The following is a 20128-nucleotide window of genomic DNA, read 5'->3' as shown; positions in this document are numbered from 1 at the left end:
GAAACCCTGTTTTATTTAACCTAAAAACGACTTTTCTTGACACTTTTCGGCCAATAAAAAAGCCCCGGAGTACGGGGCTTTTAATCATTTTTTTGTGTATTTTATTAACACTGAATGAACTTTCTTTTGATTTTTTTTGAGAAAGTCAATTATTTCCCATATTCTGAAGGTGCCTGCCCGAACTCTTCCTGAAAGGATCTGGTAAAATAAGATAAGTTTTCAAACCCCACCTGATAAGCTATATTTGAAACCGTATCAGCGCGATTGGTTAATAGATTAGCCGCTTTTTGCAAGCGGTATTTGCGTACAAACTGTGTGGTGGTCTGGTTGGTGAGGGCCTTTATTTTGCGGCGTAATACTACCGGAGTCATAGCCATTTCCTGTGCAAACTGTTCGATGTTAAAAGTACTGTCCGAAAGGTTTTTCTCAATTATCTCTTTAGCTTTCACAATAAATTTTTCGTCGATTGACGCCACTTTTATTTCTGTTGGCTTCATGTCTACAATAGCCTTATCAAACTTTTGTCTCAACAAGGCTCTTTGTGTAACCAGATTTTTTACTCTGGCCTGTAGCTCCTCCTTATTGAATGGCTTAGTCAGGTAATCATCTGCTCCTAAATCAAGCCCCTCAATCCGGTTTTCGATATTAGCTTTAGCTGTGAGCATGACTACTGGAATATGACTGGTTTTTTCGTCAGTTTTCAATAATTTGCAAAGCTCCAAGCCATCCAACCGTGGCATCATCCAGTCAGATACTACAATATCGGGTACAAATGTCAGGGCTTTTTCGATACCTTCTTGTCCGTCGGCGGCCTCAATAATCTGGTAATCATTTTCAAAGACACTCCTGATATACTGGCGTAGGTCTGCATTATCTTCTACTATCAGCAATATATTTTCTTCCTCTGCCAGCAATGTATCTTCTGTATTAAATGATTGGGTAACAGGTACTAAATAAGAGAAATCGGGCATTTCACTTTTGATTTCTCCGGGGATTGTATTTACTATCTCAGTTTGCCATGTATGTTTATCAATAGGCAGTTTTATTGTAAAAGTGGTGCCTTGCCCTTGTGTACTTTCCACATTAATAGTGCCTTTGTGGAGTTCAACCATTTCTTTTACCAGAGCCAGACCTATACCAGTACCCTCATAGCCTCGTTGTTCGGTACCGTCTACCTGAAAAAACCGGTCAAAAATTTGTCCGACTTTTTTAGAAGCAATACCAATACCATTGTCTTTTACCACAATTGTTACGGCACTAAACTCATCTGTATAGTTGACTGATACCATTATTTTGCCTTGATTCTGGGTGAATTTAAATGCATTTGACAAAAGATTAATCAAAATCTTTTCAATTTTATCGGCATCGTAATACGCAATGGCTTGTTTTCGGTTCTGTATAATCTCAAACTGTATTCCCCGGCTCTCGGCCAGAGAGCTAAACGAACTAGCCAACACCTGAATAAACTTTGCCAGGTCATTTTGCCTGATACTGACCTGCATTTGTCCCGAATCGAGCTTACTTAAATCGAGCAACTGATTGATGAGTGTGAGCAACCGAAGGGCATTGCGTTTCATGGGGTCAAACACCGTTTCAGCAGGATACTTCTTAACCAACCCATCAAGCGGACTAAGAATGAGTGTCAATGGTGTACGAAACTCATGTGAAATATTGGTAAAAAAGGTAGTTTTTATGGTATCCAATTCTTTCAGCCGTTCGTTTTGCACCACATTAAACTTGATTCGTTTCTCAGCATTTATAAAAATTTGCCCTAGAAATATGGCAAAAAGAAAAATTTCGGCAACAAAAAGGAAAATAGTAAAGGAAAATATGGGTTTGAATTCAAGTAAACCGAATAATCTTAGATTAATTAGCAGATTACTGAATACCCCTAAAATAACAGGAAGGGAATAATAAACCTTAACCGTGATTCGTGCCAGTAAAGCATAAATGTAGAGCAATAGAATAAAAGCTCCGGAAAAAACGATGCCGTAATGTCCGGCTTTCAGCCAATACCATTTATAATCAAACCAGACAAGTATGTCAATCAGAATAGTAAAACCGATAGTGGCATAAATAATATAAGGAACCCATTTAGGTAGCCTTTTCAAATCAAGCACGGCTAAAATAAGAATACCTGAGCCAATCGGGAAGGAATTATAACCAAGAAAATTGATTCTTTGAGCAATGTCAGGATCAGAGGAAACGATTGGCCCGACTACGCTCATCATACTCAAAAAAGCGATTGTGCGGATAACTATTTGTAAAGAGTACACCCTGAACACAAAATCTTTGATAATAAATAAGCCCAATATGAGTACCAGGAATAAACGAAAGATAATGAGGCCATTGAAAAAGCTATTTCTAGAAAAAGTATCAATTTTGGATTCAGTATACGAATCGGCCGAATGTAGCACTAAAGCGCCATATAACCCACGTTGATTTTTTAGTTTTAAGAAAATAGTTTTGGTAGCATGAGGGGCTAATTCAAATGGAAGGGTAATTTCTTCCTGTACAAATTTATTTTTTTTCTGGCTTGTCAATAATTTCTTTTGCGTATGCTTAAAGTTTCTGCCTGATGTATCTGAAACATAATAATCAAGTTGCTCAGTTAGCGGATTATCCCATTTCAATACCCATTTTCTATTGTCTTTGTCTTTATTTTTAATCTGTATTCTTATCCAGTAAGCATTATCAGAGTAAGGAAAAAGGAAGTATTTCTGTGGGTTTTTAACAAACTTCTTTGAGGCAATTTGCTCAAAAGGAATGGCAGCAGTTGAGTCTCCGAATATCTCCAATTGGCTGGTGATATTCATCGGCACTGTTGACTTTGACGATAATAAAATTTCTTGTGAATAGGCTTGTTTTAATAAAAATAGTAGTAAGATACCAGATATTTTCAGGGTCTTTAGTATAAATTGCATCATGTTAATACGGAACAATCGGGTGTTTGCTAGGCAAAAAGTTATCAATATAAAATTAGGCTAAAAAAATAGCATTGCAAAATTACTCCTTGACACTCCCTTCCCAAATCCTAAATGATAGGATTTGTTTTCATGAGCATCAATAATGGAAATCAAATCACGAAAACTATATCTTGAAGTGATTTGTCCAATAAAAAAGAAATTGAATCTACTACGGAATATACTAGCAAACGTATACTTAACTCAAAAGTAAGAGTGAGTGTAATAGATAAGTTTTTGGCCTTATGAGCTTACCAGATAACATGATAAGAGTTATTCAAAAAAATGCACTGCGCATTTTTGAAACAAGAACATCTTCTAATAAACAACTACTATTTGAGAAACAAAAGGAACCGGAAGCCGAGGATTAAAAATTGTTTGCCATCGAAGAAAAATGAATTACGAATAAAATCTCTTATGGGACCTACGAAAGATGGTTCTAAGATTGGTGCCGAATCGCGCTTCGCGTGTTCGATCATTTACCTCACTATAAAACAAAAAGCGCTGATAATCAGCGCTTTGTATTAATTGCGGTCCGGACGGGACTCGAACCCGCGACCCCCTGCGTGACAGGCAGGTATTCTAACCAACTGAACTACCGAACCGAATGAATAAATTTTGGCTTCTGGTATTCTAACCAAGCGATACATCGCACCGTTGAACTCCCACACCGTATTTTAATTTTTGTTTTCCCTTACTCTGAAACCTTATTTCCTTCATCGTTTGGGACTCCAAATTTATAGACACAAAAAAAACACTCAAACTGAGTGCTTTTTTGCGGGCTAAACGGGGGTATAATCGAACCTTTGATACCTATTCTGGTTTTCCTTGATGGATTTACTCAAATATAAATATTGTTTATTCATAACAAATGCTCATTATTTGTAGGTACTAATCAACAAAATAACGCGATAAAAAAATTGCTTCACGGATTTCAACTGATTATGGAGAGATTCGGAGAAAATATCAAGTTGGCGCATTAGCGCTGGAATCTGACCTTCATTCAGGTCTCTGAAATGACCGGTTTTTAGCATTCTTCCTAGTATCTTATAGAAAAGGGAATCCCAATGTTTCTCTTGGTATTTACTTTAATTTGCTATGAGTATTAGGCTTACAAGATGATTTCTTAAAATTGACCTCAGACGACAAATTTGGCAGAAAATTACAGGATCTAAGACTGATACCAAAGAAAGATAATGGTAGGTAGAACTTTTATATTGGAAAAACATGGATGCACCAAAAGCATTGGAATCTTGTCGGCACAGCAAGCCAAAGGAAGAAAAGCTTTTAGTTTTTCATATGCCGAAAATAGGTTTCAAAGGTGTTAGGGCCGGAGGAAGAAATCCAACACCCTCAGATCACTCTTGATCTTAGTAATCACACCTGGTAGAATGAAGTATACAAAGGATAGCATCAATTCAAAAGACATTAATAAAAGAAATTTTTATCAGCATACACACCTCTCAGAGTAGTGGGCAAAAGTATTCTCTAAAATTATAAGAATGTATAATTGTTCCTAAAACTATACCCTATCGGGTTTAGTAAACAGTGAAAATCAAGTATTTACACCCCTTAGGGTATAGACTTGTAATCACCTCCTTTCCTATTTCTTTAAGAAGCTAAGTATCCCTAACTGTTCTAATGTCTTAATAACTCCATTGTGTTTTTGATGAGATCAATATAGGTTGGCTTTTGCTCATTACTTAGAAAACTTGCTTCAACGGTTTGCAATAGCTCTTCTTCCTTTTTAAACAGATTACTTAAAACCTTGTCAACAGACTTCTCATTCAATTGCAATGTTTTTGCCAGATTTAAGAAATCACTTTTTTTCAACTTATTCTTTTTTCCGTTAACCGTAAGGGCGACTTGTTCAGTGTCTTCCGGCATTGCCAGCTTGGTCGACACCAAATCATAGGCAGGGCTAAAGTATACATCTCCATCACGCTCACGAACCAATGAGAAATTTTTGAGGTGCATATCAGCATTGCCCGTTATAAAGCAAAATAGAGTCAGTTCAAAAAATGAAAGCGAATCCAGACCTGAATTGGTAGAAAACTTGCGAATTGCTTTCCCCACCTTTTCCATTGAACTTCGGTACTTGTGTTCGGTCAATGTTTCTGTTAGCTGACAAAAGTCCTCTACATGTATTTTCTGACCTTTACTTCTATCAAACCGCTTGGTTATATATGCCAATTCACCGGATTGAAGCCTTATTAATGAATGTGCCGCTGTTTTAATACCACAAATGCCTGCCAATTTCATGGTCAGGTCTTCATTCTCTGGTAACGATTCGAAAACATCTGATGGAGGCTTTAAAATATAACTGCCCCATAATCCGACAATGGTTAGCCTGCTATGCTTGGTATCTATTTTTTCAATTTCTAATGATAGCTTAGGTTGCACTCCTGTCACAGTAACACTTTTAGCAATAATTTGCTTTGCTATGGCTTTTAAATCAGCTTTAGCCAAAGACAGAACAGGAGGTTTATCTGATCCAAAAAAGGTTCTGGAACATTTGATATGAAAATCATTGGTTTCCTCTTCAAGCCTCTGATAACAGTATAAGCACTTTTTCATATCGCTTCTATTGTTTGTGGGATGATGCTTACAGCGCCGATGCAATCGCGACAGGTACTTAGCAATAATCCCATACGGTCACGGGGGTTAACTTTCCAATTCTCAACAGCAATTTCCATTAACCATCCTTCTGGAATCAATCCATCGAAAAAAGGAAATAATACTTGTTCATGAAATGCTTTTTCCTGTAAAGGCAAAGTCAGACTGACGGCCTGAGCTTTTTCCTGCTTAAGATAATCACTATCATATTGAAAATGATACCCGTCTTCATCTTCAAAAATAATGCCTGCAAGTTGTTTATAAAAAAGCACGTTTCCAGCTCTATTCATCACTCACCTCCTTTCTGATTACTCCGGCTTCACTGCCAAACATGTCTAGTACCTGATTTACCTTATCGAGCCTGAGGGTGGTTTTCCCTTGTTCTAACTCGCGCAGGAAACGGAGACCCACTCCTGCTTTCTGAGCTAATTCTTCCTGCGTTAATTTTACGCTTTTGCGTTTTTGTTTAACAAATTCACTGATTGGATTCATAATCTTCATACCTTATCGAGTATAAATATAAATATTTCTAAATAAATATACCTGTTAGGGTATAAGTTTTTTTTTAAATGCCCCTATAACCTTGCTCTGATTGTTTTTTTGTAGCTGGGCAAGATAGCAATTAAAGATACTACTATTTTAGACTTTCTTTGATGGTTTAAAAAATTGGCTGACTTACATCGGTTATATCTGGATTCTGGTAAGATTATTTCAATCGGATTCAATACTACAAGAATTCGATATATGAAATCGATTGATAATTTTTGCAAAATTAATTAGGCCATCCTTGATAATTGATTCCAAAAGAGACGACATATAGAAAATCCAGCCTTTTATAGACTGGTTTTTTATTTTAAGGAACCTCAGTCTTTGTTTTGTACAACATTTAGAGCAGAATTGGGGGATTTTGGGGTCATCAGATTTGTATAGACAGTTTTCTCCCATGAAAGCCTTTTATGATAGGTTTCAAGCTGCTAACTTGAGTTCTTTCGGTGTTCTTTTGGTCATTCTGACCGCATTGGCGGTGAAAATTCCGAAGAACAGCCACACATTTTGTGTTTCTGGTGAACGGGCTCTTATCCTTTTTAGCCCATAATGTTCCTTTTCCGTTCCAAATGAGCCTTCTAATCGCGTACTTCTTTCCTTATTTAGCATAGCCTTCATTGTCTTAGTGTTTTTGTCTTTAAAGGCTTTTTCTTTTGATACAAAGTTAGTTTGAAGCTTTTTAGAACTGCAAAAACGGCGGTTAGCATTGGTAGGATAGATTCTATCGGCAGCTATATGTGTGCATTCTCCAAAGATAATCTTATGTTTAAAGAAGGAAGCTTTAAGTCTTGTACTTTCATTAAAAGCATTGTAGCTATGATGTTCAACAATATTAATACCGTCCACTTGCATCATGTGGGCTTTAATACCGAACTCGACCGGTTTATTCTCTTTTCCTCTAACAATAGGTCTTATGTGCGGTTGAGATAAACTTACAATTCTATCCTTGACTTTTGTGGTATTGGTTTCAATCAGATAAAGTTGCTGTAAATAGACTTTCTTTACTGTCTTCAGTTTTTGTGTTATTGGCGCTGAGAGGTGAATACCTTTGGTTTGGTTCAAAAGTTTCTGATAGGCACTTATCCCTTTTCCTAATAGATACAACAGCGCTTTTCTTCTCTTTTTGGTGTCTTTAATACTAACTTTTCGTCTTTTAGAGAAAACAGATTGCTTGTTCTTATGTTCCTTGAATTTTGAACGAGGCATTTTGATTCCTGATAGCTTGCATAAGACTGGTATTTGCTCCTCCCAAAGAAAGCAGCAGGACTCCCACAGCAGTTTGACGTCAGTAGGAAAGCGCATATGCACCTCATAACACGTAGCGTCTATAAGCATAACATTCGTATTGTACATTTTCCCTTTCCAGGCATTAATCAGCGTTTGTTGAACTTTCTGCATATCACAATGTCTGGACAGATAAGTACGAATACGGCTTACAAATGCATTATCTCTGATAACTTCACCCACTTTCAAACGGCATCCGCAGAACATCTGATATGCCCAGTTAGTCTGGAAGGCAGCTAAGAGCTTTTCATCGCTTAAACCTGTGTAGTGCTTTAAAAACATCAAACCGAAATATCCTTGTCGAGGAAGGTAAGAAGGAGCTCCTGCCGGGTTTTTCTTAATAGGAAGCAGGCTCTCCAATTCTTGCCACGGAATTACATCGTAAATCCAGCCAAGTTCTGTAGAATTCTTGAAAAGCGGTACGCCGCCCGAATGATACTCAGGAAATATTGGGTTATCAAAAGAAATTAATGTAGTTTGCATCGTATTTTATGGCGTCAGATACCTTAAAATACACCAAAAACCCCGAAACTCCAAGAAATTGGCAGTTTTCGGGGTTCTTTTATTTCGTAATATATTGACAACTAATCTATTAAGGCTATTGAGTATTCCCTAATCATATACGAATCGCAGCGATTGTTATGGTTCATCCAAGCAATAAGGTATCTATTTTTTATGTCTTTTCAAGCTACTTTTTTTATTGTTTGACTGGACTTTGCAAAGTTATCCACAAAAGGAGCTTGGCTTTTGATTACTGCCACTGCCCTTAAAACTAACTTGTTTTTTATAGCATTTAATACACTTAAGGAGTGTTTGCCTTCTAACGTTTTTCTGTCGTAATATTGTTTCATTTCCGGATTACAATGAATGACAGACATAGCTCCCATGTGCAATATTTTCTTAAGCTCTTTATTGGCCATTTTATGTACTTTTTCTCGTTTCTTAATGCTTATGCCACTTGAGTGTCCAAAGGGGGCTACACCAGCATAAGATGCCAGTTGTTTACCTGAAATATTTCCTGCAAAGTTATTGGTACTGTTTTCTGGTTAATATCTTTTAATTCTTTCAAATACGTTTGATTTGCATTTTTCTGACTTATTAACCTTTTTCTTGAAGTCTGAAGGTCTTTCAATTACATCAGTTTTGGATTCAATGGCTGACTCATTTTAAGTTCATCTGACTCTTTAAAGGCATATTTGCATAGTCTTATGGCATCAATTTCATCCGCATCGGCGGTCCGAATTCTTGCCTCTGGCGATACCAAAACTCCATTTGATGTGAGCAGCATTGCCAATATGTAGTTGCAATCGGACCGCCGACGCGGTTAATCTTGTTACAAAATGCCCAAAGTAAACGATGATAAATACCTGTATTTTCGATGACAAGTACTGTGTTTTTATCAAAACTTACTTTATTACTTTTGAGCCATTTTTGAAAAGACTTTAAGCCAGGTTTGGTATTCTCAAATTGAGCCGATTCTATTGCTTGCTTCTGATGATTAACAACTGTCATCAGAGCCGCATCAAAAAAAGGCTTCGATACATCTATGCCGATAAAATGCCTAACATTGGTTTGCATACTTTTTATGATAAATTTGTGATAAACTAACCAATTTTAACCCATCGACCCAGTCCTTAATAATGAGTAGTTAACTCTAATTGTTATATGGTCACTAAGGGAAAAATATCGGTGGCGGATTGAATCGAAGCATAGGTAATTAACCTTGGTGTTCGGATAATGTGTCGCCACCGAATGGTTAGTTCTTAATGTAAATGTCTTACTTATCCACATTTCAACAAAAGAAAAATCGGACCGCCGAAGCGGTAGCAAAAAGAAAACAATACAGTAATAACAGTTTTATTATAAATAACTAAAGTACAAATCTAAAGGGCGCTCCGATTCTAAACCAATAATATTATTTTGAACCCAGTCGTAGAATACCTTTTTATAAGCATCATCAACGAGTATTTTTCGCTTCGGCGATCCGATTCATTCTTTCTAATAATCTAAACAATGTTCTATCAACAGATGAGCCTTTGTTCCATCATGTATATCAGCTGCCTGCACAACCACTCCCCAAACTAAGCCAAGCGTATCAACAATAAGATGCCTTTTTCGACCATTAACAAGCTTATTGCCATCAATACCCTTATCTTGATTTACAAATGGAGCTGACTTAATTGACTGACTATCAATACATAATAAACTGGGTGTCGCTTCTTTGTTTTGACGTATCCTTTCTTTTGAATTTAGACTACTATTAAGTGTCTCTAAAGTTCCATTTACTTTCCACCTACGAAAGTAATACAGGGCTGGCTTACCAGTAGATAATTTGCCAGCTTAATTTAGAATGATTTAGATTTCTCCATTGAGTCCCTATCCGAAGAATTTCTAATATCCCATTTACTATATCTCTTAAATTATGTTTCCGTTTTCTATTATCCTTTAAAATTTCTTTGATAACTTGCCATTGGGCATCAGTCAATTCTTCGAATTGGGTTTGCATTAAATTTGGGTTTGGTCACTTTAAATTTAAGCAACTGATGCCCTTTCTTCAAAATTTAAACATGCTTTAAATCTCTCTGGTACGGCTATCGAAAACTGATGCAATAAAGATTTGAGCCGAATCTTTTGTCGTGATAATTCTTTCGATAAACGATAACGCTGACGTAGTAAACTCCTGTCTGCTTCTAATGTCCTACTTGGGATGTCTATACCTCTTATTTGGCCTCCTCTTAATGACTTGGCTAATTTATTACTATCTGACTTATCACACTTCTGTTGGCGTTCCTTGTGTGTTGTTAGTACATCAGAGGCATGAATAACCATACAATCTACACCTAAACTACGCAATTGTCGACAGGCTTCAAAGCCGCTAAATCCTGATTCATAGACAGCCTTATAGTTCGCTCTAGGAAACATCCGACTTAAATATGAACTTAGTTGATGGGCATTAGGTGCCTGACTAAAACTCTTATGATATACATCTCCACAGAGTATTGTCACTTGCCAACTCTTTAGATGGCAATCGATCCCTACATAGATCGTTTGCCGTTCAAAACTTTTTATGTTAATTTGTCTTTGCATAAGCCGCTTTTTTTATTTGTTGATTGGTACCTACAAATTTAAAAAATTGGCTTGTGCTTTTCTTAAACAAACATAACACCTCTACGATAACCCCATTGGTCAAATTGTACACCTACACGTGCTGTTGGCACTGCCGTCGGGCGTTGCGAAACAAAATTAACAGCACCACCAACTGCCTCTGGTCCGTAGATAGAAGAAACCGGCCCTTTTACTACTTCAATAGAACTTAGGTAAATATTGGTTTTTAGTCAAAAATCAAAAGTTGTTTTAGGATAAGAGCTGCCTGTTAGGTAGCTCTTTATTTCTAAAAAAGTACCTTATAATAAAAGTTTCTAAAAAAACAGTATATGTAATAAAAGAAGATTTATCTTGTCTTTTCATTAAGCCTAATATCTTATATAGATATGAAAAGACATATACTAGCTCTTCTATTTTATACATTAACAATCAGTAAACTATTTTCCCAGTCATCAGTTCCTGGCGATAATTTTGGTTATACTCAGGGGGCTTTTGCTGTATCAGATGCTGGCTCTGCCACTTATCATATCCCATTCGTTATTCCTGCCGGGACAGCCGGTTTGCAGCCGAAATTAGGACTTAGTTATAATAGTCAGGGAGGCAATAGTTTCGTAGGGTTAGGATGGTCTTTAAGTGGACTTTCAAGTATTACCCGAAGTTCTAAAACGCGTGCACAAGATGAGACAGCGGACATAAATCAGCAAACGAAAGCCGTTTCTGTAGGAATAAATTATAATAAGTCTGACCGTTTTAGTTTAGATGGAGAAAGATTGGTACTGGCTCCGGAATCTATCAATACTGCTATTCCGTTTGATGATAATTACGGTAATGATCAGACAATTTATTATACAGAGCAAAATAGTTTTAGCAAAATAGTTCTTTTTGAAAATGCCACCACGCTAAGCCCACAATATTTTAAAGTTTATACCAAATCAGGTTTAATATTTGAATACGGCAATACAATCGATAGCCGGTTAGTTGATCCAACAAAAAATGCAGCCTATCAATGGCTTGTGAATAGAATAGAAGATAGAAATGGCAATTACATGACCTTTTCTTATACACAAAATGCCAGTACAGGAGAGGTTTACCCTGATAAGATAGAATATACCGGTAATACTGCCGGTAGCCTGATTCCTTACAATAAGGTGCAGTTTATCTGGGAAAACCGTCCGGATAAATCTACCGTTTATGGTATTCGTTATCAACAAAAAAACACTTACCAGAAACGATTAAAGTCAGTTCAGGTCTTATATCAGTCAACTTTAGTACGAGAATACAAGTTATCCTATATTTTCGATCAATATTCTTTACTATCTCAAATACAGGAATGCGACGGAAGTAATTCTCAGGTATGTTTAGAGCCAACCATATTCGATTGGAGTAATCTGCAACAAGGCGTAAGTGCAGCTACAGAAGTAACAGGCGTACCTGCTACAACCCCTGAAAAAAGATTGTTTGGTGATTTCAATGGGGATGGTCTGACTGATATTGCCATCTGGGATGTTCCGGCAAATAGTATTAATTTCTCTCTGCAATTTTATATCAATAATGGTAACGGAGGATTTGCTCATTCGCCCTCAAGCGGTAGCACGACTGCATTAAGTAATGGTGGCGATTTTAGAGTTCAGGTAGGAGAAATCAATGGAGACAATATCAATGATATTATTCTTACCTGGAATCCTTCTCCGGCAGGAGAAAACTATTTATTTTTTATTTCTAATCCCCCTGTTCCTTCTCAGGGGGCCTCTTATACGTATCCCTGTATTTATTATACAAAACGGGGCACGATGGCTGGTACACCCTGGAATGATTATATAGTAGATATTAACCAGGACGGATTATCAGACTTTGTTGATTTAAGTTATGAAGCTGGTACCAATAAACCGGTACTATCCAGAACTCAGATAGCAGTAAAACTACCAACTAATTCGGCAACTGCTATGTCGTTTTATGAATCTGTGCAGGGTAGCCTTGCCGGTAGTGGTTACAACGCCAGTTGGAGCAGCAGTGCAGAACCTGAGGAATTTTTTGAAGACCTCAATAATGATGGTTTAACTGATATTTTTATCGTTGACAAAGCAGATGGTAAAAACGTAGCCATTTTTACAGAATCAAGTCGAACAGTAGCTGATGCTCCTACCCGAAATAATCAATTCAGAGCTCGCATAACTACAGGACAAAGAAGCCTGCTTGACCAATCCTGGCTAGCAGGGTCATCAAATAAAATTAACCTGGTTGACTTAAATGCGGATGATCTTCCTGATATTTTAGTAGTAAAACCTAGCACTAACCAGGTACTCATTATTCCCAACAAAGGTGATAAGGATTTTGAAGTGCAGGCCAATCATATTACTCTGGATGTATCAGGCTCCATCATTTCAACCTATCCGAATGTATTGCCGAATGATTTCAATGCCGATGGGTTAATAGACCTCACTTTTTATGAGACAACTAATGGCAGTAACAGAACTTACCTGAATGCAGGCGGATTTGTTTTCAATTTTTCTGCTCCATTAGCTGATGCTATGCCTGTAGTAAGATTTAAGAATACCGGAGCGAATCCTAAACCTCAGGTCAGCAATTTCTTAAAGGGCTCTCATAGTGATTTGCTATATTTTAATGCTGCCAATAGTAAATGGTTTGTTCAGAAATTACAACAGAATGCAGGATTCACTATTAAGAAAATCACTAATGGCGCGGGGCTTGCCACAGAAATTCGTTATGATAATTTGCTGAATACTTCTTTTTATGAAAAAGCCGGACAGGTAACCTTCCCAAATGTTGATATACAATCGCCCTTATATATAGTTTCCAAAATTAAAACGCAAACATCTACAGGTGATGAAACAGCCAAAAGATACAAGTATTTTGGAGCCACTATCAATGTAGAAGGTCGTGGATTCAGAGGTTTTTCGAGAATTATTGAAACAGATACGATTACAGGTATCTATGATATACGCTATTATAGACAAGGTGACGACCAATGGAAATATACGGGCGAAACACTTATGAAAACCGAGCGTTTTTATTCGAATGATGTTTTCATTGCCAAAACCGAACATACTCCTCTTTTGATCTCTTACCCAAATGATGCCTATGCTAAAAGTTTTCATGCCTATGCAAAGGAAGAGATAACTTATGATTACGTTAATAATAAAATTCAGAAGGTTCGGAAATTACACAATTCATACGGTAATCCTACTTATGTTGTAGTAGATTATGGAAGTGGTTTTAAAGATTCCACTGTTAACGTCTATACTGATAATATATCCTCCTGGTTATTAGGAAGATTAACGCAGGCAACAGTCAATCGTTTTGCTACTGGAAAGCCAACTATTGTCAGACAAGCTACTTTTGTATATGATGGAATTACCGGGTTACTAACTCAGGAAACCTCAGATGCTAATCTTGACCCTCAACTTCGGGTTACTAAAACCTATACTTATGATACTTTCGGTAATATCACTCAAAGCACTACAAATGCCTGGAACGGAACCACCTATCAGGACAGAAGCGTTCAAACCAGTTATGATGCATTAACGAAACGGTTTATTGAAACAACCATAAATCCGTTAGGACATACTTCTACGGCTACTTTTGAGCAAAAATTTGGTCTGCCGCTTTCTCAAACCGATCCTAACGCCCTCACAGTCACTTATGAATATGATGGTTTTTCAAGGCTTATCAAGCAGACAAATCCTGATGGTTCCTGGCTGGCTACAGTTTTTCGGAAAGCCAGTACTACACATTTCCAAAGCCCTGCAGAGGCCGTTTTTTTGACCTATAATCAGGTAAGTACCGGACAAATCTCTATTGCACAATTCGATTCGTATGGGAGAGAAATCCAGAAAAAATCTAAGGGTTTTGATGGCCGCTGGGTCATTACAGACAATATTTATACACGTACCATCTCACCTGATGTAAGAGAAATTATTAAAAACCCATACCCCTATTATGACGGAGAATCATCAACCGGGTATAGCCAGAAAGAACTGGATGAACTGGGGCGATTGGTATCTCTAAAAGAAACTCAGACCGGAGGCGTAAGGTCTGCAACCACTCTGTACGGAGGCTCGCTCACTGAATTCTTTAATTTTAAAAATCAAAAAAAATCTGATGTTGATGATGTAAAAGACCGGATAGTAGAAAGTAGATGGAATGATGGCAATAGTGTCTTTTTTACGTATGATGCCGCAGATAATTTATTGACTATTAAAGATTTCAAAGGAAATACGATTACTAATGAATATGATGCCAGAGGTTTTAAGACAAAAATGATTGACCCTGATATGGGCACCTATTTGTATGAGTATAACGGTTTCGGCGAACTGATTAAACAAACTTATCCTAATGGAAATATTGTCACGATGACATATGATAAATTAGGGCGGGTATTAACCAGAGTAGATAACGATGGCACAACAACAAATACGTATGATGCAGGCAATAAAGCCATCGGTAAATTAAGCAGTATCAGTAGTTATGTTTCAACCCATTCATTTGTTTATGATATTCTTGGTAGAAAGAGCCAGGAAGCCGTTACCGTCAACAGTCAGAGTTTTACTACCACTTATACCTACGATGCAAAAGGCCGGTTAAATACCCTTAGTTATCCTGCCTCCGGACTAGTGCTAAGAAATGTTTATAATACTTATGGCTATTTATATGAGCTGCGAAATAATGCCAATAATGGTCTTTTCTGGCGCCTCAATACCATGGATGCCAAAGGCAATATCTTATTACAGGAGTTTGGTAATGGCGTAAAAACAGAACAGCAGTACGAAGATGCTACCCAATATCTGAAATCCATTCGCTCTTACCTGAATAGCACTACGCTACAGCATTTTAGTTTTGAGTTCAATGAGATGGCTCATCTGACTAAACGCAAAGACGAAAAGCGCAATAAAACCGAAACATTTGAATATGATAATATTAACCGCTTAATTACTACCAGGATTAATGAGGTTGCAGCTACTTCACTTACCTATGATGAACTCGGAAATATTACGTATAAATCAGATGTAGGCTACTATGAGTATGGTGGCGTAAACAATGGCCCACATCGGTTATTAAATGTGCGTACCAATAGCGATAGCGTACAATGCTCTTTTAACCTCAATATTAATACAACTTTTACCTCATTTAATAAAGTAAAAGAAATATCAAACGATACCGCACGGGTAGAAGTATTCTATGGCCCGGATCAGCAACGTATCATGCAGAAGATGTATGTACGAAACGTGCTGACACGTACAAAACTATACATTGGTGGCTTAGTAGAAATAGAAAGTTTTGCTGCGGGCAAAACTAAAACTACCACTTTTGTAGGGGACATCGGGATTCAGATAACTGAAACTCAGGGAGCTACTACCACAACGCAGATGAAATACTATCTCAAAGACCATTTAGGATCAATTACAGGCTTAACTGGAAATGCGGGGGTATTACTAGAAGAATATAGCTATGATGCCTGGGGGAAAAGACGAAATTCAGACTGGACGGTATTGAATAGTGACTTTAATGGTAGCCAGGACAGGGGCTTTACTAATCATGAGCATTACGACATCTTTGCTATGATTGATATGAATGGGCGTGTTTATGACCCAATATTAGGCCGTTTCATACAGGCTGACCCATACATAGAAGATTTCACAGATTTACAGGCACTGAATCGCTATGCGTATGTAGAGAATAATCCATTGAGTTATACTGATCCTAGTGGATATTTTTCCTTTAAAAGGCTATTTAAAAGTATAAAAAAGGCCGTAAGTAGTGTTGTAAAAGCGGTGGTAAGTGTAGTAAAACCAGTGGTTAATTTTGTACAGGAAAACTGGAAGCCATTATTGGCTACTGCCGTTGGTATTGGAGCGGCAGCATTTACAGGAGGCGGGTCGCTTTTACTCTCTGGAGCTGCAGGCGGATTTGCAAGTAGTGTAACAGGTACTTTGTTAAATGGCGGTGGATTAGGTAGTGCCCTAAAATCTGGATTTAAAGGGGCTATTTTAGGTGGACTTTCTGCGGGTCTCACATCTGGTGTTGGTGATTTAGCTGGCACATTCTCATCAAATTCTTTAGCCATAAAAATAGTTGGACACGGTTTGGTTCAAGGAACTATGTCAGAAATATCAGGAGGTAAGTTTATACACGGTCTTATTACAGGAGCAATCTCCGGTGGTACCGAAGATTTTATAGGATCAAACTTTGGTGAAAACAGCTCAAAGATAGTTGCTGCTTCTGTAGTTGGAGGAATATCTTCTGAATTAACAGGAGGTAGTTTTTCAAATGGCGCAATGACTGGGGCTTTTGTAATGATGTTTAATAAATTATCACATGAAGATATTGAAGATTACATAAATAATGAATGCTCATCTTGTAACATTCCGGTATTTGGTGCAGGTGTTAGAGCTGGATTATATTGGGCAAATGGTGATAAAGGTATTGCTTTCGGATGGGGGGCTGCGGGAATATTAGAAGGTTATGGAACAATATATGCACCTCTTGCAAGTATTGAATTTAAAGTTTATCGAGTTTATGGCGGAGAAGCAGTAGCTAATGGTAGATATTGGACAAATGTAAATCCGACAAATATAGCAAATTATCGTAGTGTGGCAGGTCTACCAAATAGCAACTCAGGTAGATTTGTAAGTGAGGGAAGAGCGAGGCTTACAGATATAAATAAAATTACCCGTGCGAAGCCTTTGGATGGTAATCCCGGAGGTGTTCGAGAAATTCAATTAGCCCCAAACAGGGTACGAGTTGACAGGGTATCAGAAATTAATCCAAACTTTTAACATTTATGAAACTATCTTACTTTAAAGTTTCTGTTTTACTATTTTTTTTCTTGTGGACTTACTTTAATGCACTTTCTCAAACCACTACCCTTCTGACCTATGACGCCAATGGCAATCGTACTAAGAAGCAGATAGTTGGTAGTAGTCCGCATCCAAGCATCTCTGCGAGTCTGGAGGCAGTTAACCCCGGGCAAGCCAGTGTACTTACGGCTTCGGGGTGTACAGGTGGTAGTGTGGTTTGGTTACCTGTCAATCAGACTGCTAATCAAATTACTGTAAATCCTACAGTAACTACTCAATATACTGCCCAATGTGTAATAAGTGGATGTACTAACAGGGGTTTTGCCCGCACTACTGTTACAGTAATACAGTGCCCTACGGTAACTTTAACTGCAGGAGTCAATGCAACAACTGTAAAGTACGGGCAAAACGTTTATTTATATGCTTTTGGCTGTGATAATGGGACAGTCAGTTGGTCTACAGGGCAAATCGGTACACCTATCAATATCAAAATTTATGGACCTTCTAATACTTTTATTGCAAGTTGTAGTTTTCCTTATTGTCCTAATGTAAGCACGGCAAGCATAGTAGTGTCAGGAATTACAGGATGTGGTGAAGGAGATGTATTAGTAACCGCACAAAATGGCAATTGGGATGCTCCTACCACTTGGATATGTGGACATATTCCAAAGCTTAGTGATGAAGTGTACTTAAATCACGAGGTACAAGTTAATGTTAACGGCTCTACTAAAGGAATAATTATAGGAAATGGTTTCCTCAATTATCCTAATGCATCCTCCCTTACTTTACCTCAAAACTAATTTGAAATCATGAAAAATTTTTTTTTAATATTCTTTTTTACTTCTAGTGTTTTAACAGCTCAGGATCAGATTAAGATCGGAGCAAATAAATTTCTTCATACCAAGAGTGACGGAAGTGTATTTTTAGGAATTAATTCTGGAATAAATGTTAATGGTGGTATAAGAAATATAGCTTTAGGATATAATTCTGGGCTTAACCTTACTGCAGGTAGTAATAATACTTTTATTGGATATGAAACCGGCAAATCTATAACTACTGGCAATAGTAATACTATTATTGGTTTTCGGGCAGGCCTATTAAGTATATCTGGTATAAATAATTCTTTTTTGGGATATGCAGCTGGTTATAATATTCAAGGTGATCATAATACAGCTATTGGTACGCATGCCGGACGATACGCTTTCGATGTAGATTACAATACCTTTGTAGGAGCTGAGGCAGGGCAGGGAAGTGATGCTGCAAGAAATTCTGGAGGTAACAATTCTTTTTTTGGGTTTTCTGCAGGCAGGCAAAATACTACTGGTAGTGATAATGTGTTTATTGGTAGAAGTGCCGGGCATTATAATACTACAGGAGCCGAAAATGTTTTTATTGGTAGAAATGCCGGTTCTAATAGTATATCAGGCTATGAAAATATATATATCGGCAGAGCCGCAGGGAGTGGAACAAGTTCGGTGCCTAATTTGGGATCAAGAAATACTTTTGTAGGAGATATTGCAGGAGGCTATAATTACACAGGTGAGGATAACGCATATTTTGGATATAATTCGGGCTTATATACTACAACGGGAACTAAGAATACATTTATTGGAACACTGGCTGGTAGCGGTAATAGTGCAGTAAGAAATATTGGAAACAATAATACTTTTCTGGGATATTCTGCCGGTAGAAACAATTCAACTGGCTCAGAGAATATTTTTATTGGCAATAATTCTGGTGGCAATAATTCAACAGGTACTTCTAATATTTACATCGGAGCCATCTCGGGTTTTAAGGCAACAACAGCTAATAATAATGTCTTTCTGGGTTTTTATGCAGGCAGTGAAAGTACAATTGGTGGGAGTAACACATTTCTGGGAAGTTTATCAGGTTCAAATAATGTAGAGGGTACTAGTAATACATTTGTTGGCTACGCTTCAGGCTGGAAAACTACCGCAGGAAGCAATGTGGCCATTGGTAGAAGTGCCGGTGCATTCAATACTACTGGTATCCGAAATACTTTTATTGGGACATTGGCAGGATTAGGAGCCGAAAGTACTAATGTTGGTTACGATAATACCTTTATCGGAGAATCGGCCGGGTTAAAAATCTCTTCTGGTGCGACTAATACTTTTGTTGGCAAATCTGCTGGTTCTGAAAACTTAACAGGAGGCAGCAATGTATTTATAGGTTATCAATCAGGTAATATAAATACTACAGGAGAGTTTAATGTGTATATAGGCAATAATGCCAATGGTTCTGGTGCCAATGCTGCCATTCTTCAACGTTCTGCCGCCATTGGTTATAATGCCAAAGTAGCTATCAGTGATGCGATTGTTTTAGGAGATACAACCAATAATAATATAAAAGTAGGTATAGGTACTGCAAGCCCTCGTTATCGGCTGGACGTAAAAGGCGTAGTAAATATGAGAGTAGGGTTCAATAGTCCTGCTATGAAAGTAAATGATAAAGAATACCTTACTTTGGATGAAAGAGGGAATTTTATTCTACCTGATTATAAAATCCGGTATACGCATTTAAATGAATGGTCTGATAAAGTATTTGAGCCTGATTACAAAATCGAAGCCATTGATGAGGTAGTTAAATATGCCCTGGCCAATAAACATTTACCTGATATGCCTTCTGCAAAAGAACTGGTAGAAAAAGGGACAGATATGAAGCAACTACTAGCAACTATGGTAGCTAAAATTGAAGAGCTGACTATCTACGTAAATCAGGTTCATGAAGAGAACCATAAGTTAAAAAAAGAAATAGAACTATTGAAAAAATAATCCGACG

At 37.5% G+C, this 20128-nt stretch carries 14 protein-coding genes and 1 tRNA gene; 3 read left to right on the top strand and 12 right to left on the bottom strand.

What is annotated here, in order from left to right:
- Window positions 1-149 precede the first annotated feature (149 nt).
- From ACYVFA_RS24105 to ACYVFA_RS24050, 12 genes are all read right to left on the bottom strand, one after another.
- Window positions 150-2927 (bottom strand): ATP-binding protein, encoded by a 2778-nt coding sequence (locus tag ACYVFA_RS24105; protein WP_460474420.1) that lies wholly within the window; start codon window positions 2925-2927, stop codon window positions 150-152.
- 57 nt (window positions 2928-2984) lie between these two features.
- The gene (locus tag ACYVFA_RS24100; RefSeq protein WP_460474688.1) at window positions 2985-3146 is read right to left on the bottom strand and encodes a DUF4372 domain-containing protein; all 162 of its coding nucleotides are present in this window, start codon (window positions 3144-3146) and stop codon (window positions 2985-2987) included.
- 348 nt (window positions 3147-3494) lie between these two features.
- Window positions 3495-3568, bottom strand: a tRNA-Asp gene (locus tag ACYVFA_RS24095).
- 1033 nt (window positions 3569-4601) lie between these two features.
- Window positions 4602-5540 (bottom strand): HipA domain-containing protein, encoded by a 939-nt coding sequence (locus tag ACYVFA_RS24090; protein ID WP_460474419.1) that lies wholly within the window; start codon window positions 5538-5540, stop codon window positions 4602-4604.
- The gene (locus tag ACYVFA_RS24085; RefSeq protein ID WP_460474418.1) at window positions 5537-5869 is read right to left on the bottom strand and encodes a HipA N-terminal domain-containing protein; all 333 of its coding nucleotides are present in this window, start codon (window positions 5867-5869) and stop codon (window positions 5537-5539) included. The genes ACYVFA_RS24090 and ACYVFA_RS24085 overlap by 4 nt, the downstream gene beginning before the upstream one ends.
- Window positions 5862-6071 carry a helix-turn-helix transcriptional regulator gene (locus ACYVFA_RS24080; RefSeq protein WP_460474417.1) on the bottom strand — a complete coding sequence of 70 codons (210 nt, stop codon included), beginning with the start codon at window positions 6069-6071 and terminating at the stop codon, window positions 5862-5864. Before ACYVFA_RS24080 ends, ACYVFA_RS24085 begins: the two co-directional genes overlap by 8 nt.
- A gap of 474 nt (window positions 6072-6545) precedes the next feature.
- Window positions 6546-7892, bottom strand: a complete 1347-nt coding sequence (locus tag ACYVFA_RS24075; protein WP_460474416.1) for a transposase — start codon at window positions 7890-7892, stop codon at window positions 6546-6548.
- A 200-nt stretch (window positions 7893-8092) separates the two neighbouring features.
- Window positions 8093-8407: a transposase gene (locus ACYVFA_RS24070; RefSeq protein WP_460474687.1), complete on the bottom strand. Its 315-nt coding sequence runs from the start codon at window positions 8405-8407 to the stop codon at window positions 8093-8095.
- A 208-nt stretch (window positions 8408-8615) separates the two neighbouring features.
- Window positions 8616-8987 carry an IS110 family transposase gene (locus tag ACYVFA_RS24065; RefSeq protein ID WP_460474415.1) on the bottom strand — a complete coding sequence of 124 codons (372 nt, stop codon included), beginning with the start codon at window positions 8985-8987 and terminating at the stop codon, window positions 8616-8618.
- 420 nt (window positions 8988-9407) lie between these two features.
- The gene (locus tag ACYVFA_RS24060) at window positions 9408-9644 is read right to left on the bottom strand and encodes a transposase (protein ID WP_460474686.1); all 237 of its coding nucleotides are present in this window, start codon (window positions 9642-9644) and stop codon (window positions 9408-9410) included.
- A gap of 82 nt (window positions 9645-9726) precedes the next feature.
- Window positions 9727-9915 carry a transposase gene (locus tag ACYVFA_RS24055; protein ID WP_460474414.1) on the bottom strand — a complete coding sequence of 63 codons (189 nt, stop codon included), beginning with the start codon at window positions 9913-9915 and terminating at the stop codon, window positions 9727-9729.
- A 26-nt stretch (window positions 9916-9941) separates the two neighbouring features.
- Window positions 9942-10496, bottom strand: coding sequence for an IS110 family transposase (locus ACYVFA_RS24050; RefSeq protein ID WP_460474413.1), 555 nt, complete (start codon window positions 10494-10496; stop codon window positions 9942-9944).
- A gap of 404 nt (window positions 10497-10900) precedes the next feature.
- Between ACYVFA_RS24050 and ACYVFA_RS24045 the strand changes: the two genes are divergently transcribed.
- Genes ACYVFA_RS24045 through ACYVFA_RS24035 form a run of 3 tightly spaced genes read left to right on the top strand, consistent with a single transcriptional unit; the run spans window position 10901 to window position 20121 of the window.
- Entirely contained in the window at window positions 10901-17308 is a 6408-nt protein-coding gene (locus ACYVFA_RS24045) for a SpvB/TcaC N-terminal domain-containing protein (protein ID WP_460474412.1), read from the top strand.
- A 5-nt stretch (window positions 17309-17313) separates the two neighbouring features.
- On the top strand, window positions 17314-18129 hold the full coding sequence (locus ACYVFA_RS24040; protein WP_460474411.1) for a hypothetical protein: 816 nt from the start codon (window positions 17314-17316) through the stop codon (window positions 18127-18129).
- Window positions 18130-18138: 9 nt separating this feature from the next.
- A complete protein-coding gene (locus ACYVFA_RS24035) occupies window positions 18139-20121 on the top strand; it encodes a hypothetical protein (RefSeq protein WP_460474410.1) in 1983 nt (660 codons plus the stop codon).
- Window positions 20122-20128 lie beyond the last annotated feature (7 nt).

It is taken from the genome of Emticicia fontis (assembly GCF_054779675.1).
This window is presented reverse-complemented; position numbering and strand designations above follow the sequence as displayed.